The organism is Shewanella sp. K8 (genome assembly GCF_028823715.1).
GTDB classification, from domain to species: Bacteria; Pseudomonadota; Gammaproteobacteria; order Enterobacterales; family Shewanellaceae; genus Shewanella; species Shewanella algae.
Genome location: NZ_JAPEHY010000039.1, coordinates 1 through 24187, shown reverse-complemented (window position 1 = coordinate 24187; position 24187 = coordinate 1). Strand labels below are relative to the sequence as shown.

At 52.1% G+C, this 24187-nt stretch carries 24 protein-coding genes; 14 read left to right on the top strand and 10 right to left on the bottom strand.

Translation table 11 applies throughout. The annotated features are described in order from the left end of the window. The first annotated feature begins 149 nt into the window (after nt 1-149). The gene (locus tag ON072_RS17940) at nt 150-1304 is read left to right on the top strand and encodes a hypothetical protein (RefSeq protein ID WP_144132788.1); all 1155 of its coding nucleotides are present in this window, start codon (nt 150-152) and stop codon (nt 1302-1304) included. A gap of 159 nt (nt 1305-1463) precedes the next feature. On the opposite strand, the gene ON072_RS17935 is transcribed toward ON072_RS17940, so the two are convergent. From ON072_RS17935 to ON072_RS17925, 3 genes are all read right to left on the bottom strand, one after another. Beyond that, entirely contained in the window at nt 1464-2753 is a 1290-nt protein-coding gene (locus ON072_RS17935) for a DUF4785 domain-containing protein (protein WP_274626127.1), read from the bottom strand. Between the two features lie 10 nt (nt 2754-2763). Beyond that, nucleotides 2764-3621: a hypothetical protein gene (locus tag ON072_RS17930; protein WP_025011517.1), complete on the bottom strand. Its 858-nt coding sequence runs from the start codon at nt 3619-3621 to the stop codon at nt 2764-2766. 230 nt (nt 3622-3851) lie between these two features. Continuing rightward, the gene (locus ON072_RS17925) at nt 3852-4595 is read right to left on the bottom strand and encodes a transporter substrate-binding domain-containing protein (protein ID WP_144132784.1); all 744 of its coding nucleotides are present in this window, start codon (nt 4593-4595) and stop codon (nt 3852-3854) included. Nucleotides 4596-4886: 291 nt separating this feature from the next. Here ON072_RS17925 and aroG point away from each other — a divergent pair, with 291 nt between their 5' ends. Continuing rightward, nucleotides 4887-5942 carry a 3-deoxy-7-phosphoheptulonate synthase AroG gene (gene aroG, locus ON072_RS17920; protein WP_044733847.1) on the top strand — a complete coding sequence of 352 codons (1056 nt, stop codon included), beginning with the start codon at nt 4887-4889 and terminating at the stop codon, nt 5940-5942. 38 nt (nt 5943-5980) lie between these two features. Here aroG and ON072_RS17915 read toward each other — a convergent pair whose 3' ends face one another. After that, nucleotides 5981-6154, bottom strand: coding sequence for a hypothetical protein (locus ON072_RS17915; RefSeq protein WP_096142315.1), 174 nt, complete (start codon nt 6152-6154; stop codon nt 5981-5983). Between the two features lie 319 nt (nt 6155-6473). Here ON072_RS17915 and ON072_RS17910 point away from each other — a divergent pair, with 319 nt between their 5' ends. Continuing rightward, nucleotides 6474-8279 (top strand): ABCB family ABC transporter ATP-binding protein/permease, encoded by a 1806-nt coding sequence (locus ON072_RS17910; RefSeq protein ID WP_107353212.1) that lies wholly within the window; start codon nt 6474-6476, stop codon nt 8277-8279. Nucleotides 8280-8339: 60 nt separating this feature from the next. Continuing rightward, complete coding sequence (locus ON072_RS17905; protein WP_025011513.1) at nt 8340-8609, top strand: hypothetical protein; 270 nt, start codon at nt 8340-8342, stop codon at nt 8607-8609. Nucleotides 8610-8622: 13 nt separating this feature from the next. Here ON072_RS17905 and ON072_RS17900 read toward each other — a convergent pair whose 3' ends face one another. The 3 genes from ON072_RS17900 to ON072_RS17890 all read right to left on the bottom strand — a co-directional run bounded on the left by ON072_RS17900 (nt 8623) and on the right by ON072_RS17890 (nt 10959). Further along, entirely contained in the window at nt 8623-8835 is a 213-nt protein-coding gene (locus ON072_RS17900) for a hypothetical protein (RefSeq protein ID WP_174840162.1), read from the bottom strand. 117 nt (nt 8836-8952) lie between these two features. After that, nucleotides 8953-10443, bottom strand: a complete 1491-nt coding sequence (locus ON072_RS17895) for an FMN-binding glutamate synthase family protein (RefSeq protein WP_025011511.1) — start codon at nt 10441-10443, stop codon at nt 8953-8955. A gap of 9 nt (nt 10444-10452) precedes the next feature. Next, nucleotides 10453-10959 (bottom strand): phosphoglycerate mutase family protein, encoded by a 507-nt coding sequence (locus ON072_RS17890; protein WP_037466670.1) that lies wholly within the window; start codon nt 10957-10959, stop codon nt 10453-10455. A 137-nt stretch (nt 10960-11096) separates the two neighbouring features. Between ON072_RS17890 and ON072_RS17885 the strand changes: the two genes are divergently transcribed. From ON072_RS17885 to ON072_RS17875, 3 genes are all read left to right on the top strand, one after another. Further along, a complete protein-coding gene (locus ON072_RS17885; protein WP_044733869.1) occupies nt 11097-11675 on the top strand; it encodes a DUF5610 domain-containing protein in 579 nt (192 codons plus the stop codon). A 115-nt stretch (nt 11676-11790) separates the two neighbouring features. Next, a complete protein-coding gene (locus ON072_RS17880; RefSeq protein WP_044733870.1) occupies nt 11791-12540 on the top strand; it encodes a ferredoxin--NADP reductase in 750 nt (249 codons plus the stop codon). A 13-nt stretch (nt 12541-12553) separates the two neighbouring features. Next, complete coding sequence (locus ON072_RS17875; protein WP_144380069.1) at nt 12554-13144, top strand: glutathione S-transferase N-terminal domain-containing protein; 591 nt, start codon at nt 12554-12556, stop codon at nt 13142-13144. Here the strand turns inward: ON072_RS17875 and ON072_RS17870 are convergent. Next, on the bottom strand, nt 13106-13561 hold the full coding sequence (locus tag ON072_RS17870; protein ID WP_175472264.1) for a hypothetical protein: 456 nt from the start codon (nt 13559-13561) through the stop codon (nt 13106-13108). The genes ON072_RS17875 and ON072_RS17870 overlap by 39 nt on opposite strands. Before the next feature lie 215 nt (nt 13562-13776). Here ON072_RS17870 and ON072_RS17865 point away from each other — a divergent pair, with 215 nt between their 5' ends. The 5 genes from ON072_RS17865 to ON072_RS17845 all read left to right on the top strand — a co-directional run bounded on the left by ON072_RS17865 (nt 13777) and on the right by ON072_RS17845 (nt 20454). Further along, nucleotides 13777-14793 carry a Fe(3+) ABC transporter substrate-binding protein gene (locus ON072_RS17865; RefSeq protein WP_109248542.1) on the top strand — a complete coding sequence of 339 codons (1017 nt, stop codon included), beginning with the start codon at nt 13777-13779 and terminating at the stop codon, nt 14791-14793. A gap of 39 nt (nt 14794-14832) precedes the next feature. Continuing rightward, entirely contained in the window at nt 14833-16464 is a 1632-nt protein-coding gene (locus tag ON072_RS17860) for an ABC transporter permease (protein ID WP_096142311.1), read from the top strand. After that, a complete protein-coding gene (locus ON072_RS17855) occupies nt 16461-17504 on the top strand; it encodes an ABC transporter ATP-binding protein (protein ID WP_181881392.1) in 1044 nt (347 codons plus the stop codon). Before ON072_RS17860 ends, ON072_RS17855 begins: the two co-directional genes overlap by 4 nt. A 272-nt stretch (nt 17505-17776) precedes the next feature. Beyond that, nucleotides 17777-19420 carry a gamma-glutamyltransferase gene (ggt, locus tag ON072_RS17850; RefSeq protein ID WP_226685229.1) on the top strand — a complete coding sequence of 548 codons (1644 nt, stop codon included), beginning with the start codon at nt 17777-17779 and terminating at the stop codon, nt 19418-19420. Nucleotides 19421-19518: 98 nt separating this feature from the next. After that, a complete protein-coding gene (locus ON072_RS17845) occupies nt 19519-20454 on the top strand; it encodes a Dyp-type peroxidase (RefSeq protein WP_025886988.1) in 936 nt (311 codons plus the stop codon). 60 nt (nt 20455-20514) lie between these two features. Here ON072_RS17845 and argR read toward each other — a convergent pair whose 3' ends face one another. Further along, nucleotides 20515-20985 (bottom strand): transcriptional regulator ArgR, encoded by a 471-nt coding sequence (gene argR, locus ON072_RS17840; RefSeq protein WP_025012091.1) that lies wholly within the window; start codon nt 20983-20985, stop codon nt 20515-20517. A 285-nt stretch (nt 20986-21270) separates the two neighbouring features. Here argR and mdh point away from each other — a divergent pair, with 285 nt between their 5' ends. Then, nucleotides 21271-22206 (top strand): malate dehydrogenase, encoded by a 936-nt coding sequence (mdh, locus tag ON072_RS17835; protein WP_025012092.1) that lies wholly within the window; start codon nt 21271-21273, stop codon nt 22204-22206. A gap of 78 nt (nt 22207-22284) precedes the next feature. Here mdh and ON072_RS17830 read toward each other — a convergent pair whose 3' ends face one another. Beyond that, entirely contained in the window at nt 22285-22728 is a 444-nt protein-coding gene (locus tag ON072_RS17830; RefSeq protein ID WP_052657951.1) for a DUF4124 domain-containing protein, read from the bottom strand. A gap of 91 nt (nt 22729-22819) precedes the next feature. Here ON072_RS17830 and pssA point away from each other — a divergent pair, with 91 nt between their 5' ends. Continuing rightward, nucleotides 22820-23722 (top strand): CDP-diacylglycerol--serine O-phosphatidyltransferase, encoded by a 903-nt coding sequence (gene pssA, locus ON072_RS17825; RefSeq protein WP_274626126.1) that lies wholly within the window; start codon nt 22820-22822, stop codon nt 23720-23722. Nucleotides 23723-24187 lie beyond the last annotated feature (465 nt).

Here is a 24187-nt window from a genome sequence, read left to right as displayed (position 1 = left end):
TCACCCTTTGGCGCGGCAGGAGTGGCCAGTCTGACTTAAGCTTTCAGTAAAGAAGCCTTAACTCAGGAGGCCCTATGTTCTCAGGCACTTTCTCAAGCGCTTTCTCCGGCTCTCTCACTCGTGCTCTCTCTGGCGCTCTATCCGCTACCATGTTGAGTCGCCTATTGGGTGCGGTTTTGCTGCTGCTATTTTGCGGTTGCAGCAGTACACCGGTGCCAAGCAAGATGGCCCTTGGCAGCCTGTTTCAGGATAACCAATTCAAAGAGGTTGGGAATATCCCCGAGCCCGCCGAGTTATTCGCCTTGCCTCCCGAGGCGGTGCAGTTGCTCAGAGGTGCCTATAGCCGCGGTGCACTCATGTCCAATCAGGAGTTGGCCCACGAGTGGTTGGCTGACTATATCCATGCCGACAAGGGCGGCTTTCGCTATCAGGACAACTACACCCGCACCGCCGCCGAAACCTTTCACGACAGGGCCGGAAACTGCATGTCACTGGTGATCCTGGCGGCGGCCATGGCGCAACAACTGGGGATAGAGGTTGAATTTCGTGATGTGGAAGTGCCCCCGGTCTGGGATCGTCAAGGCGCCTTTTATCTGGTCAATGGTCATATCAACCTCAAGCTATACCCGCCCAAGAATAATCATGTCTTCCATGTCACCGAGCGTTCCATTCTGGTGGATTTCCTGCCAGAGCGTGCTGTGCGCAGCTATAAGGTCAATAAGATCAGCCAAGGTACTGTGGTCGCCATGTATTACAACAATGCGGCGGCCGAGGCATTGATCAATGAGAATTGGGATCTCGCATACGGCTTGCTGAAAAAGAGCTTGCAACAGCAGAGTCTGTTTATTCCGGCGCTCAACAGCCTGGCGGTGCTTTATCGCGCCAGGGGCATGGAGCAGATGGCCGAGCGGGTCTACCGCTATGCGTTGACGCTTGAGCCGGAAAACATGACTACCCTCTATAACCTGGCGGTCATGCTGAGCAGCCAGGACAGACTGGATGAATGGGCCGAAGTGCACAAGGTACTGGAGCTTGCCCGGATCCGGAATCCTTATTACTACTATGATATGGCGCAGCAAGCCTACATGGATCATCAATATGATGAGGCGCTGAGTTGGTATCGAAGAGCGATTGAGAAGGCGGATTATCGCCACGAGTTTTACTTTGGTTTGTCCAGAACCTATTGGGCAAAAGGGGACTCCGACCGGGCGAAGAGCAATCTGCAAAAGGCGTTGGCGTTGGCCGGTGACGGCGAGCAGAAAAAACGCTATCAGGCCAAGTTGCATGCGATGGAAGGGCATTGATTCAAAAGCTTGGCTGAAAGAGTGGGGTTATAAAGGCGCAATCGGTTAAGCCAAGCTGCAGAATAAAAAGCCCGATGCTGACATCTGCATCGGGCTTTGTTGCTTTTGGGCTATAAGTTGCTTTCTGGCTATAAGTTTCTCTCTGCCTGAAAGCTGGCCTTAAAGGGCTTCGAAACTCAGCGCCTTGTCGCGGTAACTCAAGCGCACCATCTGCCCCATATCCTTGAGCTCAACTGCCCTGACACCATAGGGCGGCTTTAAGCCCGAATTTTGGATTAGCTCAAGGTTTAGAGGCAACTGCAGACTGTTTTGCTCTTGTGTCAGCCAGGCCGCAGTCTCACTCTGCAGTATGGCGATTTCCCGCCCCTGGGAGTCCATCCCTGTCAGTATTGCCGACACCCCAAAACGACCACTTTGGGCCAGCTCCAGCGTAAAATTGAGGGCGCTTGGCAGACCATTTTGCCAACCAACTTTGATTTCGGGTGCCAGCCGCGCCGATGGATAGAACTGCTTGAAGGCGGTCTTGACGGTACGTCGTACCAAGGTGTTATCCACCTGGGTCTCAATATCGACCACCAATTCACTGAAACCCGCATTGCTTGAGGGCATGGGCAGCTGCTCATTTTGCAGTCGCCAGCTGTTGCCACTTTGGCTGAGTTGCAGTGGGGTTCGCTCGCCGCTTGCTTGCTGAAGCCGGGCACGGGCTAAACGAGGTGAACCCATGGCCTTATCGTTCTCAAGCGCCAGTTCCAACTCGAGATGGGTGTTGGCCTCGAGTGATGATGGGGTGCTTAACTTGAGACGATAGGCAGACCCTTTCTCTTTGACATTGACGAGATAGTTGTCAGTGGCGGTCAGCGCTGCGGCGACCTGCAGGCGATAGAGACCGGGCTTGATATCTGAGCTCAGCAACAGGGCACTGGAGTCATCATCCATCCCGGCGCTGGCCAGAGACTCAGAGTCTACGGCGCGGCGGATAAGACGCTTGTTCTCAGTTTTGCCTGCGGCCGAGCTGAGTTGAACTGCGTCCGGAGCAATGCTCTTGGGGGCAGTCGGGGCGCCGCTGCTTTTATCCCAGCGAGGAGCCAGACGGATAACGCTGCTGCCTTGGGTTAATGGCAGCTCTATGCCCTGGTTAAGCTCGGCGCCTGTAACCATCAACCAGTATTCATCACTGCTGGCACTGGCGGATTTGTCCGGCAGCTGGGCTTGATACTCCCCTGACAGCGCCCTGACAAAGCTGACATCTTCCCTGGAAGTATTCAAGGGCGGCAATTGCCCTGTATCTAGCTCTTCTGAAGCCTTGATATCGCTTGTCTGGGGCGGCACCATGGCCAAGGTCAGGCTTTTGGGCTGCTGGTTCTGTTCTACCTTGGCATCATCCTGGCAACCCGTGAGGCTCAGGAGTATCGCTGCCAGCAGCGGTGTCTTGCTGATATGCATCTTCATACTTACGTCCTCAGATATGATTGCGCAGAAGGGTGTCGAGATTAAAACAGGCCCGGCGGCTTTGATGGTGACTCAAAGGTTCTCTGTCACGGGTTTTCTGCTTATCGGTAAACCAGACACTGCCGGCGGCACTCTGGGAGCTGCACTCAAGAAAACCGTCGGAGCAGTTATCCAGCCAGTTTTGGGTAGTCTCCAACCCGACCTGGTACTGATAGCCGCCGCAATAGCTGTCGCTGTCCCAAACTGCCGACTCCACGTCCGAGCCGACAACAGCTTCAAAAGGCTTACCCAGAGAAGGGCGCCCGGCTGTGCCGTACAGCCATTGACTGTTGTATTGCGCCATCCAACCCACTTGCTGCTGTTTGACGGCATCGCTGTCGTAACCGAGCAGCCAGCCGAGACTGGTTTCAAACACATTGCCTTGAGTGACGGCATCGGCCAGTGGGGTACCGGCACTGGAAGGAGCCAGCGCTATCACTCGGCTGATGCTGTTGATCACAGCTGGATAACGCCCATCCCAGGTGGGATTGGACAAGACCCAGCGCACTATGTTGCCGCCATTGGAGTGGGTGATGAGGATCAGTTGATCCAGATTGCGGGCGTTGATAAAGCTCTGCAGCTGATCGACCAGACAGCCGGCAGCGGCCTCATCCCACATATATTGTTCGAAGTCACAGTTGATGACCTGATAGTTACTCGGGGTGCTGATACCTTGACGAACTGAATCGACAAACTCGCGGGTCCAGTAATCGTTCAGGGCATCGGTTTGTTTTCCTGTTCCATGGACAAAGGCGACGCCGGTGGCGCCATGACTCAGGGAGCAGACACTACAAAGACCCAACATCATTAGGGTGGTGGATATTTTCATGTCGCATTTCTCTTGTTGATTGTCATTATTTTGTTGAACGGATAAGTATGCTCATCCACTAATTAAGCTAACTTCGATATGTTAAGGCGGCAAGACTTTATGCGGAATATTTGATTGTCTGAAGAGGGTTTAATGTGGGATTGTGTTTGAATTTCAGCTTTGACTTTATTTATCTGCTGTTTTTTCAGATAAATAAAGCCTGATGGAAAACTACTCGGGTTTGAATATTGTCAGTCATCAAACTGTGGTGGTTCGGCCAGAATACGCTCGGCAACTCCCTGCTCATAAAGCCACTCGATACCGGCGGTTATTTCGGCGGCTATCTCAGGATCCCGGCAAGCCAGAAAGCGTGGGGCCTCTTCGAACAGCGATACTTCCCTTACAGGAGGAAGTGAGTCCTTTTTCTCAGCAAGTTTTTGATAGTTATAGGCAAAAATTCGCCTTTCCAACACTATTGCCTCAACTCTATTCCCCAGCAACATAGCCACCTGATTACTCTGATTGGCAATTTCACTGTAATCCGGATTCAGGCGGGCCATCTTGGCAAATTCCGCTCCCAGGTAATGGCTGGCATTTTGAAAGGCCGCCAGGCGTATATGGGCGAGATCGGCGACTTGCTCAATGATTCTCTGGTTATCGGCGAGCAGAAAGATGCTGTTTTGGTAACTGAGCAGGCTCGGGGTGTAGTGCATCCCTTTGAGTCCGGGCGGAGCATTGATAAGACAATCGACCTGGCCGGCCAACAGCAGCCGCAAGGCGCGTTTGGGGGGCGTAAAAGCGATATCTCCCAAGGTGAGTTGCCTGTGTTGCAAGGCTTGTTTCAGTAACTGGTATTGGATGCCGTTGTGGCGGTCTTCAGTAAAGAAAGGCGCGATGGAGAAACTGGTGGAAAAGGTCACCGACCGATTGGCCTGCGACTTGGCTTGGGCAAGAGGCATCAGCATGAGTACAGATAGCAGACAGAGTCGGATCACAGTTGGCCTTGGGTTACTGGGTATCAGGTGTAATTATAATTCGGTTCCTGGGGCCTATAGGCTGTTTGCCTGTTTTACTGCCCATTGGTTGCTGAACATCTCTTTCGTTTGCAATATCACACTTAAAGAATTTTTTATTAAATCATAAGATTGCCATACAAAAAACAATAAAAGGGCAGATTTGCCTGTAAACCCATATAAGTCAATTGCATTGGTTGAATATAACGGATAGATTGAAACTGTTATCCAAAACAAGAGATTCTTATCAATAGCCGGAGTAGTGTGACATTTATGTATTACCAGAATGATGATGTACGGATTAATGAAGTTAAAGAGTTACTGCCACCGATAGCCATTCTGGAACGATTTCCGGCAACCGAGCGCGCTTCCTCAACTGTCTTTAAGGCCAGGGAAAATATTCACAGAATTCTTCAGGGACAGGATGATCGCCTGCTGGTGGTGATAGGGCCATGCTCTATTCACGACCCTGAAGCGGCGTTGGAGTATGGTGCGCGTCTGGCCAAGCTCAGAACGGCCTATCAGGATCAACTGGAAGTGGTGATGCGGGTTTATTTTGAAAAACCCAGAACGACAGTGGGCTGGAAGGGGCTGATTAACGATCCATACATGGATAACAGCTTCAAGCTCAACGACGGCCTGAGAACTGCCCGCAAATTGCTGCTCGAATTGAATGACAACCAGGTGCCAACCGCGGGTGAGTTTCTCGATATGATTACCCCGCAGTATATGGCCGACCTCATGTGTTGGGGCGCCATCGGAGCCCGTACCACAGAGTCCCAGGTTCATCGGGAGTTGGCATCGGGCCTCTCTTGCCCTGTGGGATTCAAAAACGGTACAGATGGCACCATCAAGGTGGCGATAGATGCCATTGGGGCCGCCAGTGCGCCACACCATTTCCTGTCTGTGACCAAGTTTGGCCATTCGGCGATTGTGTCAACCAAGGGGAATGATGACTGCCATATCATTCTGCGCGGTGGACGCGAGCCCAACTACAGCTCGGCCCATGTGGCCCAGATATGTTCTCAGCTTGAGAGTGCCGGTCTGAAACCCAAGGTGATGATTGATTTCAGCCATGCCAACTCCAGTAAGGACTTCCGGCGTCAGATGTTGGTCGCTGAAGATGTTTGCGGCCAGATTGCCGCCAAACAGCAGGCAATTTTTGGGGTGATGGTGGAGAGTCATCTGGTGGAAGGACGTCAGGATCTCAAACCCGGACAGCCACTTTGTTATGGCCAGAGCATTACCGATGCCTGCATAGGTTGGGATGATACAGAGAGACTGCTGTCAATGCTCAACGACAGCGTGCTTAAACGCCGTCAGGGTTGAATGTTTCTACTACAAAAATAAAGGCGCCATCGGCGCCTTTATTTTTGGGCTTGCTGTGCCAAATATTCGTTGGCTTTGGCCAGACTGCCAAAGGAAGCTATCAGGTTGTTACGGCCTTTTTCCTGGATCTCGGGGTTGCCTGATTCGATCATCATCCATACCCAGGTTTGGATCAGCGGCAGGGGCGGGTATTGAACTTTTGAATCCAACATAAGATTTCCTTCAAAATATACGGTAAAAATCGGTGCGGGCCGGTTTGTTTGACATTTTTTGAACACTTGTTGCTGCCCGTACTCAATAGCTGGAAAGAGTACCAAATTCTTTTTTCATGCATAACCATCTTTCGCTTCTTTGAGGTGATTTTGGCGATAAAAATTCCGTTACTAGTTATTTAGTCTAGGTCTAATGTTATTTTTGTCATTCTAAAGTGCTAGTTGCTGTGATTATTTCCGAGTGGGCAGCCAAACAGATCGCAGACTTGAGTCCTGGTCACTGTTACACTCGAGTCACTCTTTTCCCCTGGCAAGATGTATGCGTCCAACTCTCTACTTTGAAGGTCCCGTCGATAAGCTCAACTGGCAAGTGCTCAAACTTCTCTGGCCCTATCTGCTGGAATACAAGGGCCGGATTATCCTGGCGCTGTTGTGTCTTGTTGTGGGAAAGCTCGCCAGTGTCGGCTTGCCTTTCCTGTTGAAGCATTTGGTAGATGGCCTTGGCGGCGAACAAACTGCGCAGCTGTTGGCCGTGCCCTTGGCGCTGGTTTTGGCTTATGGCGGCTTGAGATTGGTTAATGCACTCACAGGGGAGATCAGGGATACCCTCTTTGGCAGGGTAACAGAGAGAGCGATACGGCGCCTGGGGTTGCAGGTATTTGAACATCTGCACCGGCTGGATCTTGGGTTTCATCTCGACAGACGCACCGGCGGATTATCGAGGGACATAGAGCGTGGCACCAGCGGCATCAGTTTTCTGATGCGCTTTATGGTGTTCAACATAGTGCCTACCCTGCTGGAAATCCTGATGGTGGTGGCCATTTTGCTGTGGAATTACGGCATCTGGTTTGCGCTGATTACCTTCTGCTCCGTGTTGGCCTATGGCATGTTCTCTGTGATAGCCACCGAGTGGCGCACCGCCTATGTACGTGAGGCGGCAAAGGCCGACTCTGTATCCAATACCCGTGCTATCGACAGTTTGCTTAACTATGAAACCGTCAAGTACTTCAATAATGAAGCCTATGAGGCGAATGAGTATGACAAGGCTTTGGCGGATTGGGAGGTGGCCAAACGCAAGAATCGCCTGTCGCTGTTTGCTCTCAATGCCGGTCAGGCCACAATTATTGCTGTTGCCATGACCTTGATGCTGGGGCTCGCGGCTTTTGAAGTGACCCGGGGGCAGATGACAGTGGGTGATTTTGTGTTGATCAATGCCTTTATGATGCAACTCTTTATGCCGCTCAACTTCCTGGGTTTTGTGTATCGTGAGATTCGTGGAGCCTTGGCCAATATTGAAAGGATGTTCTCGCTGCTGGATAAGACTCCGCTGGTAAAAGATAACCCAGTGGCCAAGGATATCGTGCCGACAGAGGGCAGAGTCAGTTTTGACTCGGTTGGCTTTGGCTATGGTGACAGGGAGATACTCAAGGGCGTGAGTTTTGAGATAGAACCCGGGCAGAAGGTGGCTGTAGTGGGTGAAAGCGGCGCCGGTAAATCGACGTTGGTACGCTTGCTGTTCCGTTTTTACGATGTCAGCCAAGGGGCGATTCGGGTCGATGGTATAGATATTCGCGACATGACCCAAGATGCACTGCGCCGGGCCATCGCCATAGTGCCTCAGGATACAGTGCTGTTTAACGATACTCTGTTTGAAAACATTCGCTATGGCCGCCCCGATGCTTCTGACGCCGAGATTTGGCAGGCGATAGAGTTGGCCCATCTGAAGCAGTTTGTTGAGACATTACCACAGCAGGCTCAGACCAAGGTGGGTGAGAGAGGCATGAAACTCTCCGGCGGTGAAAAGCAGCGAGTGGCTATTGCCAGGGCGATATTGAAGCGCTCGCCGATACTGATCTTCGATGAAGCCACCTCGTCACTGGACAGCCGCTCCGAGAGGGCTATTCTCAAGGCGCTCGATGAAGTTGCCAAGGGCCATACCAGTCTGGTGATTGCCCACAGGCTGTCGACTGTGGTGGATGCCGATAAAATCTTAGTGTTGCATCAAGGTCGGTTGGTTGAGTCCGGCACCCACGACCACCTGTTGGCCGCCGATGGATATTATGCTCGTTTGTGGCGGATCCAGCACACAAAACAGGCAGATGAGTCGGTGCAAGTTCAGCATTGATTCAGGCTGGCTGCCGCATACTTGATGCTCCGAAGTAGCGTCAGCCTGGGGGCAGCACAGATGGAAAACATTGTATTGCAGGTCAATATCGAAGGAATGCAGGACAAAGTCCGTACAGACTGGAACAGTTTGGCAGATAATCTGAAAAAGCGGGGTATGGACGAAGTTGCCCTCAATCAACTGCATACTGAGTTACGTGCTGGACTGAGAGTTTCCACCCGCGGCCTGACTCTGTCTATGGTATCTGCGGAAACCTTTAATGCGGCGTTGGAAGGGATTATCAGTGAGTCAAGAAAGCAGGCTCAGTCGCAAGGGGTTTTGCGCAGCTGAGCCTGAGTTGATCCTATTTCTTGGTTTGGTTGCGGTCGGCTTGCCAGCCGTCGCACAGTAGGTTGAAACCATTTTTCGCTTCGTTTACCGGCGTCAGTTCAGTTATTTTACCGCCGCGATAACAGAGCATCTCTCCCTCAATCTCAATCAAACGGCTGCAATTCTTGCAGCTGAGCGATGCAGTTTTGCTCGTTTCCGGCTTGGGGACCTGACTGACAAATGTCATTTTCACTTCAAAATCCTCTGGAAGTGGCAAGTCTTGACTAGGAGTAAGATCTTACCACTTTTGTGACATAACGCACAATCTACCCACTATTATACTTTAGTGACAGCTAAATTATCTTTATTGATCGAAGTGAGCGTAATATTTATCCAAGGACACAGACAGACCATTTTGAGTGACGACTCTGACATGATGTGGCTTGAGCTGTCTTGGGTCACTGACTCCACAGGAATGGGCCAGCATCCCCAGGTCATGGTGTAATGCCTTGTTGTAGTTGGCGACTCGGGTGGATTTGTCTCTGGGATCCAAACCCTGTTGCAGCTTCTTGTTGTGGGTGGTTATCCCGGTAGGGCAGGTATCCTTGTTGCACTGCAATGCCTGAATACATCCCAGCGCAAACATGTTACCTCTGGCAGAGGCGATGAAGTCTGCGCCAAGAGCCAGTGCCCAGGCGACTCTGGAAGGGGTGATCAGCTTGCCCGAGGCAATCACTTTAATCCTCTGCTTCAATCCATGGCGGCGAAGATGATCCACCAGCAATGGCAGACTCTCTTTCAGCGGCAGGCCAACGTAATCCATCAGAGTTTGCGGCGCCGCGCCTGTGCCGCCATCGGCGCTGTCGAGGGTGAAGAAGTCGGGAGCCGATTCATGGCCGCGTTGGTTAATCTCTTCCAGAAAATCTTCCAACCAGTGGATATCACCCAAGACTGCCTTGATCCCTGTGGGTTTGCCTGTCACTTGCCTGACTCTGGCTATCATGTCGAGAATGTCGCCGACATGGTGAAATTCAATATGACCATTGGGACTGATGGAGTCCTGTCCGACAGGGATGCCGCGAATGGTGGCTATCTCTTCGGTTACTTTCACCCCGGGAAGAATTCCGCCTTTGCCTGGCTTGGCTCCCTGACTGAGTTTGATTTCGAACATCTTCACCTGAGAGTGAGCGGCCACTTCCCTGAGCTTGTCATCATCCAGGTGGCCTTCGGCATTGCGAACACCGTATTTGGCGGTACCTATCTGAAACACCAGATCGCAATTTCCCTTGAGATGGTGGGCGCTGAGGCCGCCTTCCCCTGTGTTGAGCCAGCATCCTGCCTGAGCCGCACCATGGGAAAGGGCGGTAACAGCCGGGCGGGAGAGGGCGCCAAAGCTCATGGCGGAAATATGGCAAATGGCGCTGGTGGCAAAGGGATGTTCACAGTCCGGGCCAATAACCACAGGCGTTGGTGGCACAACGTCTTGATCCAGCGTTGGGAAGGCCGTATTCATAAACATGATACTGCCGTTGGCTTCCAGTGGCCTGGTGGAGCCGAAGGCTATGGTGCGATCAACATTTTTCGCCGCCCGATATACCCAACTACGCTCGGCGCGATTAAAGGGAAGTTCTTCCCGATCGAGGGCAAAAAAGTACTGGCGGAAGAATTCGCCCATTTTCTCGAAGAAATATCTGAATCGGCCTACAACAGGGTAGTTATGCCGCACCGCCTGCTTGGTTTGCATCACATCGGCGATATACATGTAAGTGATCACCAAAAGCCCTAAGCCGACGACTATCAGAAACAGGCCGGAAAACAGTTCCAGCCCCCACATAAACCAGTTTTGCTCGCGCATCTTCTATCCTTATTGACTGCCAAAGTGGGTGGTTACCAGGCCTGTGGGCCCCTGTTCTCCCAAGGTGAGAATAAACAGTTGGTCGTATTGCTGCTCATTCAGGCTAACCAGGGGGCCACCCAGAGCCTTAATGATGGCCGGAACTGTATTGCTGTGGCCGGCGATCAGCACATTGCCTTGGCTGGCTTTAACCGCATCAGCTATGGCATTGATGTGAGCCTCCAAGCCGGCTTTGGCTGGAAACACTTCTATCCTGAGTTGTTTGGCTGTTGCAATCGGCGCCAGGGTTTCCTGAGTACGGCGAAACTCACTCGACATTAGCCTTTGCAGTTGGGTGTCCCGTAATGCCTCGGCTAGAGCCTCGGCTCGCGCTTTACCGGCGGCTGTCAGCCCGGGATCGGTTCCCTGGGCTTTTTCCGCGTGCCTAACCAGAAATATGGTTTGATTGGTGTCAGCGGCAAGGGATGGCAAGCTAAAAAACACAGAAAGACAAAGCAGTAGGAAAATTCTTACCATTTTTATTTCCTATCAAATACTTAAATAGCATGCGGGATCATAGCTCAGACTATCGGTCTGGGTAAACAATCGCTAAACTAATTACTGAACTGGTCGATAATTAACCTGAGATACGCTTTTCATACGAGGAAACCAAGATGGAAATCCGCAATCATGGCGCTCAGGTATCTGAGGTGGCCAAGGACAAGACCCAACAACTGGACGGGAATCATGGCAAGGCGGTATCTGAAGTCGCCAGCAGCAAGAGCGCCCGCCATGTCAGCCAGCAGTTGATGAATAACGCTATTCTGGCGGCGCAGGAGGAGGTAAGCCTCAATAGCGGCAACGAACCCATGAGTCTCTTATATCGCGCCGCGATTGAGGCCATCAATGAAGAACTGGCACCTTACATGGGGGAAAATGCCCTGCAGCAGGTGCAGGATCAGCAGATAGATACTTCTCCCGAGGCCACGGCCGACAGAATTGTCAGTTTTGCCACTCAGTTCTTCAGTGTCTACCAGCAGCAAAATTCCAGCATGGACTTTGACAGTCAGCTGTCCGGTTTTATGGACGTTATAGGCGGCGCCATAGATCAGGGCTTTAAAGAGGCGACGGATATTCTCTCCGGGCTCAAGGTGCTGGAAGGCGATATCAAGGCCGGGGTAGATGAAACTTACTCCCTGGTACAGCAAGGGTTGCAGGCATTCAGAGACAGCTTTAGCACAGAGCAGGAATAATTGAGCTCACGCGAAACCTTACCTGCAGATAACACCCCTCACTATGAGGGGTTTTTGTTGGCTGAATATGGAGTTATGCTGCAATAATCGTCTTGTGTTACCTTAAGGAGAAGCTATGTGGACTGAAGGCCGGGTCATTGAGCGTATCGATTGGAACAGCAAGTTATTCAGCCTGAGGATAGCCGCCGAGATAGCGCCGTTTATTGCCGGCCAGTTTATCAAACTCAGTCAGGTGCGGGATGATAAACGTATCGCCCGGGCCTATTCTCTGGTGAATGCCCCCGGGACTGACTATCTTGAAATACTGGCGGTGGCGGTAGATCAAGGCCAGTTGTCGCCAGACCTGCAATCTTTGCAGCCGGGTGACAGTATTAGTGTGACAGACAAAGCCACCGGCTTTATGACCCTGGATGAGATCCCTAAAGGGGAATTACAGGGGCGCCACCTGTGGTTTTTGGCAACAGGTACTGCTGTGGGGCCGTTTCTTTCCATGCTGGATACTCAGGAGCCTTGGCAACGGTTTGATAAAGTGGTTCTGGTTTACGGGGTAAGAGAAGTGCAGGATCTCGCCTATCTCGATAAGATCCGCGGCTATCAACAGACCTATCACGAGCAATTTGTGTTTGTGCCCAGTGTCACTCGTGAAGACTTTGACGGTGCGCTGCGTTGTCGCATCCCGGATGGGTTGCAAAGCGGTGAGATAGAGGCCAAGGCCGGGCTGAGCATAAGTGCAAAGGACTCGCAATTGATGCTTTGTGGTAATCCCGGAATGATCCAGGGGGCTACGGCGGCACTTATCGATAAAGGCTTGGCCAAAAACCTGCGCCGGGCCCCCGGACAGATAACAGTCGAAAAATACTGGTAACAGGAGAGTCTGGATGCAGCTCTATTACTCTACAGCTTCGCCTTATGCCCGCGTGGTCAGGGTCATTGCCCGCGAGCTGGGTTTGGCGCTGGATGAAAAGCTGGTCAATCCCTTCGATAACAGTGACGAGTTACTGTCAGTTAACCCCTTGGGGAAAATTCCCTGTCTGCTTTTGGACGATGGCGCCGCAATGTTCGACAGCGAAGTCATTGTCCGCTTTCTGGACGACAGATTCGGCCAGGATCGTTTCTTTGGGCCATCCAGAAACTGGGCCTATGAGTGTCAGTTCTCACTGCTCAAAGGCGCGCTGGATAGCGCCGTTGGCTTAAGGCAGGAACAGATGCGTGAAGAGGAGGGGGTTCGTTCTCCTTTCTGGAGCGGCCGTTTCGAGCAGGCCCTGCTCAGAGCCTTGATGGAGGTGGAGCGTCAGGGAATCATCGCGAGCGGTCCACTCGATGCCAGGCAGGTGCTGCTATTGGTGCTACTCGAATACCTTGATTTTCGTCATCCGGATCTCGATTGGCGTAAAGTAGTGCCTGCCCTGGCACACTGGCAGGAATCGGCGTCACTCAGGCAGAGTTTCCGAGATACTCGTCCTGGATGATTTCTCGGTAATTTGCGGTTTGGCCAAGTCCGAGTAACGCCTGCCCTTGGGGTTGTCCCTGCGGTTGGTTTCACCGAAGGCACCGTAGAGATCATGGCTCATGCCATAATCCAGCCGTCGGTCGCTGAAGGGAACCCTTCTATCTTCATGATGTTGATACTTGCAGTCGCATTGGCTGCAATCACACTCAGGCAAGGGAAGCCTGGGCGCCTCCTTCGACAAAAAACGCTTGCCTTCAAGCACTCTTATCGCCTGGCAGGCAGTTGGTGTCAACATTATGGAGACACAGTGATACTGCTTTTCCTGCGGCGTAACAGGTTTGGCCAGCCGTCGCTTTCCTGGCCTTAATCTGTGGCGGAACAGAAACAATATCAGTAGCAAAGACACCACAGCCAGCAAGATTTCCAACATATCCAAGGCGTTTTCCCCCTCGCCATGCATGGGTTTTAAGGTTCAGTTTAGTTTAGTTTGCGACAATTCGGCCGATTCCAATCGCTTTGCTCCCAGCCGCTGCCATTCTGTCTATTTCATTTGTATTCCCCTTGCCAGAATTTTTGCACTAGGCTGAAAATAAAGTGGATTAGAAATAGTTCTCATTAAATTACTCATCCCAATATGGAGTGCCGAAGAATATGAGCTACAAAACAGGTCTGATACTTTGCAGTGCGTTGGCCGCATCCAGCGTGACGCTGCCGGTGGCCGCCGCCGGTGAGGTGACGGTTTATTCCTATCGTCAGGAGTTTTTGGTCAAGCCCATTCTGGATGACTTCAGTCAGGCTACCGGGGTGAAGGTTAATTTTGTGTTTGCCAAAGATGGCATCGCCGATAGATTGGCCCGTGAAGGACGCTTATCACCGGCGGATCTGGTGCTGACGTCTGACTTTTCCCGGTTGCAGGAATTGGTGGACAAGCAGTTGGTCAAACAGGTGGAAAGCGACACGCTCAAGCAGAATATTCCGGCCCAATACCGGGATCCAGAAGGAAACTGGTACGCCCTAACCATGAGAGTGCGTAATCTCTATTCCAGCAAGGAGCGCCTCGGGCCGCTGGCGATCAACTATGAAGACCTGGCCGATGCCCGCTACAAGGGCAAGGTTTGTATGCGTAGTGGCAAGCATCCCTACAATATAGCGCTGGTGGCCTCCATGATAGCCCACCACGGTGAAGCCGATGCCAAGAGTTGGCTTCAGGGACTGAAGAGTAACTTGGCCCGTAAGCCTCAGGGTAACGACAGGGCGCAGGTGCAGGCGGTGAAAGAAGGCTTGTGTGATATCGCCATCGGTAACAGCTATTACTATGGCAAGATGCTGCAAGACCCCAAACAGCGGCCATGGGCCGAAGCGGCAGTGATCAACTTCCCGAACCAGGAAAATCGCGGTGCCCATATCAATGTCTCGGGTATGGCGCTGGCCAAGCATGCACCTAACTCGGCCGATGCCCTCAAGTTGATGGAGTATCTGTCTTCGGATGCCGCCCAACAGAGTTATGCCGAGGTCAATATGGAATATCCGGTCAAGGTCGATGTGCCTGTCTCAAAACTGGTGGCATCCTGGGGGGACTTCAAAGCCGATGACTTGCCTGTCTACAAATTGGCAGAGCACCATCAGGCGGCGCTGAGACTGCTCGATGAGGTTAAGTTTGATCTCTGAGCTTGAAGGCGTTTCTGCAAAGGTTATGGGGGAATAGCGGTGATCCTGACCTTCTCCAGAGGCTGGTCGTGGGCGGGGTTTACCGTCTGCGGCCTTATGGTGGCGCCTTTGCTGGCGCTGGTCATGCAGGCATTAGAACCGGGCGAAACCCGCTTTGGGCAGATGTTTGCCACTGTGTTGCCGTCATACATAGCCAATACCTTCTGGCTGATGTTGGGGGTGAGTGTCGGCAGTCTGCTTTTGGCGGTGCCGGCTGCCTGGCTGGTGGCACGCTGTGAGTTTCGGGGTCGGCGCCTGTTCCAGTGGGCTCTGTTGTTGCCGCTGGCCATGCCGGCCTATATCGTCGCTTATGTGTATACCGATCTACTGGATTATGCCGGGCCTGTGCAACGGTTTTTACGCGCAAGTTTTGGTTGGCAATCGGTAACCGACTACTGGTTTCCCGATATTCGAACTCTGGGCGGCGCCACTGTGATGTTGTCGCTGGTACTCTTCCCCTACGTTTACCTCTTGGGGCGCACTGCGTTTCTGGAGCAATCCTTAAGTTTGCAGCATGCAGCCAAGGTGATGGGCTGCTCGCCATGGCAGAGTTTCTGGCGTTTGTCTCTGCCAATGGCGCGCCCGGCGCTGGCGGCCGGTGTCGCCCTGGTGGCCATGGAAACCATGGCTGACTTGGCGACGGTCAATTATTTTGCGGTATCCACCCTGACCACGGCTGTCTACGACACCTGGCGAGCCTATGGTGACTTGGCGGCCGCGGCTAAAATTTCGCTATTGATGTTGCTTGGGGTCTTTACTCTGTTTGCGCTGGAGCGTATGGCGAGGCGTAAACAGCAATTATTTCAAAAGCAGCTGTTGCTGGAGGCGCCAGAGCCTTACCGGCTCAAAGGTTGGCGTGAGTGGTTGGCGCTCGGCTACTGCTCGCTGTTGCTGCTGTTGGCCTTTGTTTTGCCATTTGTCATTCTCGGCAGTTACGCCTTGGATTACTGGCAACAGAGCTGGAACAGTGACTTTTGGCAGTACAGTCTCAACAGCCTAACAGTCGCCGCCATCAGCAGTGTATTGTGTTTGCTCTTGGCTATCCTCTTGATGTTCATTCGCCGCCTGAGTCCGCGAAAGTGGGACATACTGCCATCCCGTCTGGTCAGTACCGGCTACGCTCTGCCGGGCACTGTGCTGGCGATTGCCGTGCTTATTCCGCTGACCTGGCTCGATTTCAGAATCGATGATCTCTATGCCCTGTTCGAGCGCCAAGGCCCGGGACTCTTGTTCACCGGCAGTATCGCCGCCCTGGTGCTGGCGTTTTGTATTCGCTTTGCCGCCATCGCCATCGGCAGCATAGAGAGCAGTTACAAACGGCTGTCGCCTTCTCTCGACATGGCGGCCATCAGCCTGGGCAAGACACCGGGTAAAGTACTGGCATTAATCCATCTGCCATTGCTGCGCAGCGGTATTTTTGCCGCTCTGCTACTGGTATTTATCGAGGCGATGAAAGAGTTGCCGGCTGCCTTGCTGCTAAGCCCTGTCGGGTTTCACAACCTGGCTACCCAAGTGTTCCAATACGTCTCCGATGAGCAGTTGGAGCAGGGGGCGCTGGCGGCTATTGTCATTGTGTTGGTGGGGCTGGTGCCCTTGATTTATCTCAACCGTTCGCTGGAGCAAAACAACTGATGTCGACCCTGAGTGTCAAGCAACTCCACAGCCATTATGGCGCCCAACAGGTGCTCAAAGGGCTGAGCATTACCTTGCAAGCCGGTGAAATTGCCGCCCTGCTCGGACCCAGTGGTTGTGGTAAAACGACTCTGCTCAGAGCCATTGCCGGACTGCAGCCGGTCTCCGCCGGTGAAATTTATATCAGCGGCCGTGCAGTAACCACGGATAAGCTGCAGGTTCCGGGAGAGGAGCGTGGCGTGGGGATGATCTTTCAGGACTATGCCCTGTTTCCCCACTTGACGGTCGCACAGAATATCCTCTTTGGTGTCAAGGGATTGAACAAGGCGCAGCGCCTGAGCCGGCTCGAGGAGATGCTGGATTTGGTCAAGCTCCCGGGGCTTGCTGAACGTTATCCCCACGAGTTGTCCGGCGGTCAACAACAGAGGGTGTCGATTGCCAGGGCGCTTGCCTATGAACCTGAACTGCTGTTGTTGGATGAACCCTTCTCCAACATAGATGCCCAGGTACGCGGCGAGCTGATGCTGGAGATTCGTGCGATCCTCAAGAGCCGTAACGTCAGCGCCGTATTTGTGACCCACAGTAAGGATGAAGCCTTTGTTTTTGCCGATACCCTGGCGCTGTTTGAAGATGGAAAAATAGTGCAGCAAGGCAGTGCTGAAACTCTCTATGCCAACCCGGTCAATCGCTATGTGGCGGACTTTCTCGGCAGCGGTAATTATCTTAAGGCCCTGGTCAGCTGCGAACACTGTGTCGATACTCAAATCGGTCGACTTAAAAGCTCTTTGCCCCATGGTTTGCCACTGAACTGGCAGGGCGAGTTGTTGCTGCGGCCACAGCAGTTGGAGTTACGACCCGACGAACAGGGGCTGGCCGTGGTTACCGAGCGGCGTTTTCTGGGCAATGTTTGCCATTATGATGTGCAGCAAGAGGGCGTCATACTCGAGGTTCGTAGTCATCAGGTACAGTTTTCTCCAGGGCAGAGAGTCAGGCTGTCGGCACTGGAACATCCGTTGGTGTTGTTCGGTAATGGCTGTTAACAACAATTGTTTCATAAGTTTGCTGTGGGTGATAATTTGTTTGTCTCTGTGTTATACCAAGCAATCGGTTTGATTGAACTCATCATAGGTATTCACTGAACCCCGGACTCGCCCATGCGCCGCTCCGGGATGAGAGCGGAGGCGAGATGCATAACTACAGCAATAATAAAATGCAGGACGCACAAGGGATACGGAATATCAGCAACAACTCATGTCGTCAGCTGTTACTCGGTGTCATCGGGAGTTTGGCTGTTTTCTGCAGCACGGGAAGCATGGCGATGGACAGAATCACGGGCGCGGCCTTTGCGAGCCGCTCTGAAGTCTATGCGGTCAATGGCATGGCGGCAACCAGCCAACCACTGGCGACTCAGGTGGCGGTCGATATTCTTAAGCAAGGAGGCAGTGCCGTGGATGCCGCGATTGCCGCCAATGCCATGCTGGGGTTGGTGGAGCCTACTGGCTCTGGCATAGGCGGCGATCTTTTTGCCATTGTCTGGAGCGCCAAAGAGCAGCGGCTCTATGGGCTCAATGCGTCTGGCCGCAGTCCGGCTTCTCTGACGCTGGAGATGCTCAAGGCCAAAGGGCTTGAGCATTTGCCGCCTTATGGGCCTTTGCCCGTATCCGTGCCCGGTGCCGTGGATGGCTGGTATGAACTGCATGACAAGTTCGGCAAATTGCCCATGAAGGATAACCTGGCGCCGGCTATTCATTATGCCCGTGAAGGATTTCCGGTTTCCGAGCTCATCGCCTTCTATCTGGCTCGCAGCGGTGACAAGCTGGCCAAATACCCGGGGTTTAAAGAAACCTATATGCCAGGCGGCCGCATGCCGGCCGTCGGTGAATTGTTTCGAAACCCGGCTTTGGCAAACAGCTATGAAAAAATTGCCAAGGGGGGCCGGGACGTCTTTTACAAAGGAGAGATAGCCCGCAGTATTGCCGCCTATATGCAACAACAGGGCGGTTATCTTTCCTATGAAGATCTCGCTTCTCACAAGAGTGAGTGGGTTGAGCCTGTATCGGTTAATTATCGGGGCTATGATATCTGGGAGCTGCCGCCCAACGGCCAGGGAATAGCGGCACTGCAGATCCTTAAAACCCTGGAGCCATTTAATCTCAAGGCCATGGGGCTGGACAGCGCCGAATATGTGCATCATTTCGTGGAAGCAAAAAAGCTGGCGTTTGCCGACCGAGCCAAGTTCTACGCCGACATGGACTTTGCCAAAGTGCCGGTAGCGTCACTTATCTCCAAAGAATACAACTACGCCAGAGCCAAGCTTATCGATGCTGACAAAGCCGCCGCCAGTGTTGAGCCGGGTAATCCCAATCTTTTACACGGTGATACCATCTATCTCACTACCGCTGATAAAGAAGGCAATATGGTGTCCCTCATCCAGAGCAATTATCGTGGCATGGGCTCAGGCATGACGCCTCCGGATTTGGGATTTGTGTTGCAGGACAGGGGCCAGCTGTTTGATCTCACTCCCGGGCGTGCCAACTCCTATGCACCGGGTAAGAGACCGTTTCATACCATAATTCCGGCCTTTGTCACCAAAGATGGCAAGCCTTGGCTCAGCTTTGGCGTCATGGGGGGAGCCACCCAACCCCAGATGCACGCTCAGATCATGATTAATCTGATTGATTTTGGCCTCAACCTGCAGGAGGCGGGCGATGCTCCGAGAATACTGCATACAGGTTCCAGCCAACCGACCGGCGAGCAGATGACAGATGGCGGTTATATCAGTCTCGAGTCGGGCTTTTCCATGGAAACCCGCCGTGAGCTGATGAAAAAGGGGCATACTTTGAGTGATTCTCTCGGGGCTTTTGGTGGTTATCAGGCCATAGGCGTCAATGTTGAAAGCGGCGTTTATCGGGGAGCGTCCGAGTCCCGTAAAGACGGGCAGGCATCAGGTTATTGAAAGCAATCGGCAAAAACGTGCGTGAGCTAATTCAAATTAACGCTCAAGTTGCGGATAATAAGGCCGAAGATGAATTAATCTGAAAGGGTAGATTGCAAATGGATACACAGGTTATGCCACGGGAACAACTGGGAATCTGCGCTGAGGGAAATCTGCACAGCGTTTATCTGATGTTCAATGCCAACGAAGGCGGGGAGTCACAACTGCGTCCTTGCCTGGCCAATGTCGCCCAGTATTTGTATGAGCTGGCAGATCAGTATGCCGACAGTGCCTTTAACGCCTTTGTGGCGATTGGTGCCAACTTTTGGGATCACCTCTATCCGGGAAGCAGACCGGCTGAACTCAGGCCGTTCCCTGCTATGGAGTCGGGTAACCGGGATGCGCCGGCGATAGAGTTCGATATTTTTATTCACCTGCGTTGTGATCGCCTGGATATTCTTCATCTGGTAGCCAATGAGGTCAACGAAATGCTGGAAGGGTTGGCTGAACTGGAAGAGGAGGAGCGCGGGTTCCGCTTTATGGACAGCCGCGATCTGACCGGTTTTGTCGATGGCACAGAAAACCCCAAGGGCAGAGGCCGTCAAGCTGTAGCCCTGGTAGGTGATGAAGACGATGCATTTCGCGGCGGTAGCTACATTCATGTACAGAAATATGTCCATAATCTGAGTAAGTGGCACAGACTGCCGCAGAAAAAGCAGGAAGACATCATAGGCCGCACCAAGCAGGACAACATAGAGTACGCCTCGGAAGACAAACCGCTGACGGCACATATCAAGCGGGTAAATCTCAAGTATGACAATGGTGAGTCGATGGAGATCCTGCGTCAGAGCATGCCCTATGGTTCTGTAAAACAGCAGGGTTTGATGTTTATTTCCACCTGTAAGACACCTAACCATTTTGAAAAGATGCTTCACAGTATGGTTTTCGGTGACGGAGAAGGGCACCATGATCACCTGATGCACTTTACTCAGGCGGTAACAGGCTCCTCTTTCTTTGCCCCTTCTCTGGATTTCATGATCCAGTTTGATGATTAATAGCGCGATAAAAACAAAAACGCCCCTCATTGAAGGGCGTTTTTTTATGGCATTTTCAACTCAGTCTGTGTAATTGAACAGCGACTTCACTGTTTCCAGGGTTTCATCAATGGTCTTGATGCTGGAAGGGCAGATAAAGATAGTATCATCACCGGCGATAGTGCCCAGAATACCTTCTGGCTTGCCGATGGAGTCCAACAGCCTGGCAATTAACTGCGCCGCGCCCGGGCTGGTACGCACCACTATCATGGCTTGGTTATGATCCACATCCAATACCAGATTCTTCAGCGGGCTGCCGGCAGTAGGCACCCCTAGTTCGGCCGGTAAGCAGTAGACCATCTCCTGCTTGGCGTTACGGGTGCGCACGGCACCGAACTTGCTCAGCATGCGCGAGACTTTGGACTGGTTGATATTGGCAAAGCCTTCGGCTTGCAGTGCATTGACTATTTCACTCTGGGAGCCGAAGCGCTCCTCTTTAAGCAGAGCCTTGAAGGTTCTGATTAGCTCATCCTGATTTTTGCTTGCTTGCATCATCTTCTTCTGTCGTTATTCAGAAAATCCCGGCCATTCTGCATATCAAACGGATAAGTGTCAACAAATACCCAAGATGTCTGCATAAAAATGCAATGCAGGTCATTTGGTGGGTAAAAGAAGCCTCAGTGGGCAGTAGAAAACGCTGAAGTTAATTCAGCTTTTGATGAAACAGAGTCATATGACTAAGGGATAATTGCTATTTTTGTGACGATCCTTTAATGTTGCGCCATCACAGAATTAGATCTATGTCACACATAATTCCGAGAATTGACGGAGATAACTATGAAAGTTGCTGTACTTGGTGCTGCTGGTGGTATCGGCCAGGCTCTTGCCCTTCTGTTGAAAACCCAATTGCCTGCCGGCTCTCAGCTGTCACTCTATGATATCGCCCCCGTAACGCCTGGGGTTGCCGTGGATCTGAGTCATATCCCGACAGCAGTTGAAGTTAAAGGTTTTGCCGGTGAAGACCCAACGCCTGCACTGGAAGGTGCCGATGTGGTGCTGATTTCTGCCGGTGTTGCCCGTAAGCCGGGCATGGATCGTTCTGATCTGTTCAATATCAATGCCGGTATCGTCCGTAACCTGATTGAAAAAGTGGCCGCGACTTGTCCCAAAGCGCTGATCGGTATCATCACCAACCCAGTGAACACCACTGTGGCCATTGCTGCTGAAGTACTGAAAAAAGCCGGTGTTTACGACAAGAACCGTCTGTTCGGTGTGACGACTCTCGATGTCATCCGCTCTGAAACCTTTATCGCCGAAGCCAAAGGGCTGAACGTTGCCGATGTTAAAGTCAATGTGATTGGCGGCCACAGCGGTGTGACCATTCTGCCTCTGTTGTCTCAGGTTGAAGGTGTCAGCTTCTCTGATGAAGAAGTTGCTGCCCTGACCAAGCGTATTCAAAACGCTGGTACTGAAGTGGTTGAAGCCAAAGCCGGTGGCGGCAGCGCGACTCTGTCCATGGGCCAGGCCGCTTTCCGTTTCGGTCTGTCGCTGATCCGCGGTCTGCAGGGTGAAGCCAATGTGATCGAGTGCGCCTATGTTGATGGTGGTAGCGAGCACGCTGAATTTTTTGCCCAGCCAGTGGTACTCGGCAAGAATGGTATCGAAAAGGTTCTGCCGTATGGAGAGCTGAGTGCGTTTGAAACCAATGCCCGTGACGCCATGCTGGATACCTTGAAGGCGGATATCAAACTGGGTGTAGACTTCGTTAAGTAAGTCAACTTCAGTGAATAAAAAGGAGCGCCGCGGCGCTCCTTTTTGCTACTTGAACTTATTCTTCTCTGGCCTTGCTGGCTAGTTTCTTTGGCAAAACAGCCGAATTCTCTCCTGCTGCTCCTTTATCTGCGCCTGCCGTTCTTCTTCTGTCATCTTAATCATTTCACCGGAGGCCTCATCTTTACGTTGTAGTCTGGTGTGGGTATTGAGTACATCCAATTGGAATTTGGCCTTATCACAAATAGCCTGAGCCTGGGCCGCATCTTTCTCCTTGATCAATTTGGCCTGTTTCTCAGACTCAGTTTCCTGCACAACGTCATCTTTTCGCTGCGGCGCGACCGTGCCAATTCTGGCGGGTTGCAGATTTTGGCTGTTCAATTCGGTGGCCTGTTGCTGTGGCGGCGGCTCTTGGCTGTAGTGGGTAACGCCATTTTCATCGACCCAAGTATAGATGGGCGTTGCCGAGGCAGCGTTGGCTCCGAGTAATGCCAGCAGAGCCATAAATAGGCTGATCCTTATCATTGTCTGTTTCCGTTTCTGCAGGGTGAGCTTGTCTGAGCAAGTGTGTTATCTTTGCCGCTATAGACCTTTATTACACCATCAGGTTAAGTGTATGCAAAATTTATCCAAGCCAACAATAAAAACCCGTGGCATCTATCTGTTACCCAATCTGATGACAACGGCAGGATTGTTCTCGGGCTTCTATGCTGTTATCGCTTCCATGAATGGGCACTTTGAGGCATCGGCTATTGCTGTATTTGTTGCCATGTTATTCGATGGACTGGATGGTCGTCTGGCGCGTTTGACCAACACTCAGAGTGCCTTTGGTGCCGAGTACGACTCGATGGCAGATATGGTATCCTTCGGTATGGCTCCGGCCTTGATAGCCTATAACTGGGGGCTTTCTGAATTGGGCAAAATAGGTTGGCTGGCGGCCTTTATCTATTGCGCCGGGGCTGCCTTGCGTCTGGCGCGCTTCAATACCCAAGTAGGAGTGGCCGATAAACGTTTCTTCCAAGGGCTTGCCAGTCCGGCCGCAGCGGCTCTTATTGCTGGCAGTGTCTGGCTGGGGCAGGGCTACGGCGTCTCAGGGCATGATATAGGCATATTGGTGGCCCTGGTCACGGCCGTTGCCGGTCTGTTGATGGTGAGTAATTTCCGCTATCACTCCTTTAAAGAAGTCGATTGGCGTGGCAAGGTGAACTTCCTGGTGATCTTGCTGGTAGTGGCCGTATTTGTGGTGATCTCGGTCGAGCCTGCATTAATTCTCTGTCTGCTATTTTATCTCTATGCTCTCTCGGGGCCTGTGGTTACCATTCGCAGCGTTAGAAAACTCAAGGTGTCTCATGTCGTTGGTGATGACGATGAGGCAGATGACTGTGATGACAAAGCATCAAGTGCAGAGAACTCTCCCATTTCCCATGCTCGAGATAACAAGGATAGCGATAACAAAGAGAGCGCCGAAGAAAAAGAAGATACGGGAGATAAAGCGAGCCAAGGCAAGCTCAAGTCATGAATCTCTCTTGAAAGTGAAAACTTTGGGCTGCCACTCAAAAGGCTTTTACTCTGCAAAGCGGCAAAATATGTGCTAAACCTAGATCCCACCTCGAGTGAAATAGCCTTATGAAGACTCGTTTCACTCGGGCAACGGAACCCAACTTGCTAACTGTTCGACTCAAGGACGTAAGTTCGGGCATAGGTTTGGCATAGGTTTGGCATAGCTTCGAGCAGAGATGCGGAGGACTGAATCACTTTGACGAGCAACTCTGGTTAGTGAGCAAGTCAGCTTGCATAGCAATCTCAGTTGGTTCAAGTTACTCATCAAGATGAAAAGGGACTTTAGGGTAATATCTATGTTGCTCAAAGGTTGGTTTTGCCCTGTTGATGCCTAAATAGTGTTCGCTTGGTGTGATTCTGCAAAAATCCCCCTTGCACAAAAGTTCAGGCTCCCTATAATGCGCTCCCACTGACACGGCACAGC

Excerpts from the sequence above, each read along its gene's own strand:
- ON072_RS17905 (WP_025011513.1), top strand. The coding sequence starts at position 8,340 with ATGGAAAACATTGTATTGCAGGTCAATATCGAAGGAATGCAGGACAAA.
- ON072_RS17895 (WP_025011511.1), bottom strand. The coding sequence starts at position 10,443 with ATGCGCGAGCAAAACTGGTTTATGTGGGGGCTGGAACTGTTTTCCGGC.
- argR (WP_025012091.1), bottom strand. The coding sequence starts at position 20,985 with ATGCAAGCAAGCAAAAATCAGGATGAGCTAATCAGAACCTTCAAGGCT.
- ON072_RS17900 (WP_174840162.1), bottom strand. The coding sequence starts at position 8,835 with ATGACATTTGTCAGTCAGGTCCCCAAGCCGGAAACGAGCAAAACTGCA.
- ON072_RS17830 (WP_052657951.1), bottom strand. The coding sequence starts at position 22,728 with ATGATAAGGATCAGCCTATTTATGGCTCTGCTGGCATTACTCGGAGCC.
- mdh (WP_025012092.1), top strand. The coding sequence starts at position 21,271 with ATGAAAGTTGCTGTACTTGGTGCTGCTGGTGGTATCGGCCAGGCTCTT.
- ggt (WP_226685229.1), top strand. The coding sequence starts at position 17,777 with ATGGCGATGGACAGAATCACGGGCGCGGCCTTTGCGAGCCGCTCTGAA.
- ON072_RS17915 (WP_096142315.1), bottom strand. The coding sequence starts at position 6,154 with ATGTTGGATTCAAAAGTTCAATACCCGCCCCTGCCGCTGATCCAAACC.
- ON072_RS17890 (WP_037466670.1), bottom strand. The coding sequence starts at position 10,959 with ATGGTAAGAATTTTCCTACTGCTTTGTCTTTCTGTGTTTTTTAGCTTG.
- ON072_RS17910 (WP_107353212.1), top strand. The coding sequence starts at position 6,474 with ATGCGTCCAACTCTCTACTTTGAAGGTCCCGTCGATAAGCTCAACTGG.
- ON072_RS17940 (WP_144132788.1), top strand. The coding sequence starts at position 150 with ATGTTGAGTCGCCTATTGGGTGCGGTTTTGCTGCTGCTATTTTGCGGT.
- ON072_RS17880 (WP_044733870.1), top strand. The coding sequence starts at position 11,791 with ATGTGGACTGAAGGCCGGGTCATTGAGCGTATCGATTGGAACAGCAAG.
- ON072_RS17885 (WP_044733869.1), top strand. The coding sequence starts at position 11,097 with ATGGAAATCCGCAATCATGGCGCTCAGGTATCTGAGGTGGCCAAGGAC.
- ON072_RS17930 (WP_025011517.1), bottom strand. The coding sequence starts at position 3,621 with ATGAAAATATCCACCACCCTAATGATGTTGGGTCTTTGTAGTGTCTGC.
- ON072_RS17845 (WP_025886988.1), top strand. The coding sequence starts at position 19,519 with ATGGATACACAGGTTATGCCACGGGAACAACTGGGAATCTGCGCTGAG.
- ON072_RS17865 (WP_109248542.1), top strand. The coding sequence starts at position 13,777 with ATGAGCTACAAAACAGGTCTGATACTTTGCAGTGCGTTGGCCGCATCC.
- pssA (WP_274626126.1), top strand. The coding sequence starts at position 22,820 with ATGCAAAATTTATCCAAGCCAACAATAAAAACCCGTGGCATCTATCTG.
- ON072_RS17935 (WP_274626127.1), bottom strand. The coding sequence starts at position 2,753 with ATGAAGATGCATATCAGCAAGACACCGCTGCTGGCAGCGATACTCCTG.
- ON072_RS17875 (WP_144380069.1), top strand. The coding sequence starts at position 12,554 with ATGCAGCTCTATTACTCTACAGCTTCGCCTTATGCCCGCGTGGTCAGG.
- aroG (WP_044733847.1), top strand. The coding sequence starts at position 4,887 with ATGTATTACCAGAATGATGATGTACGGATTAATGAAGTTAAAGAGTTA.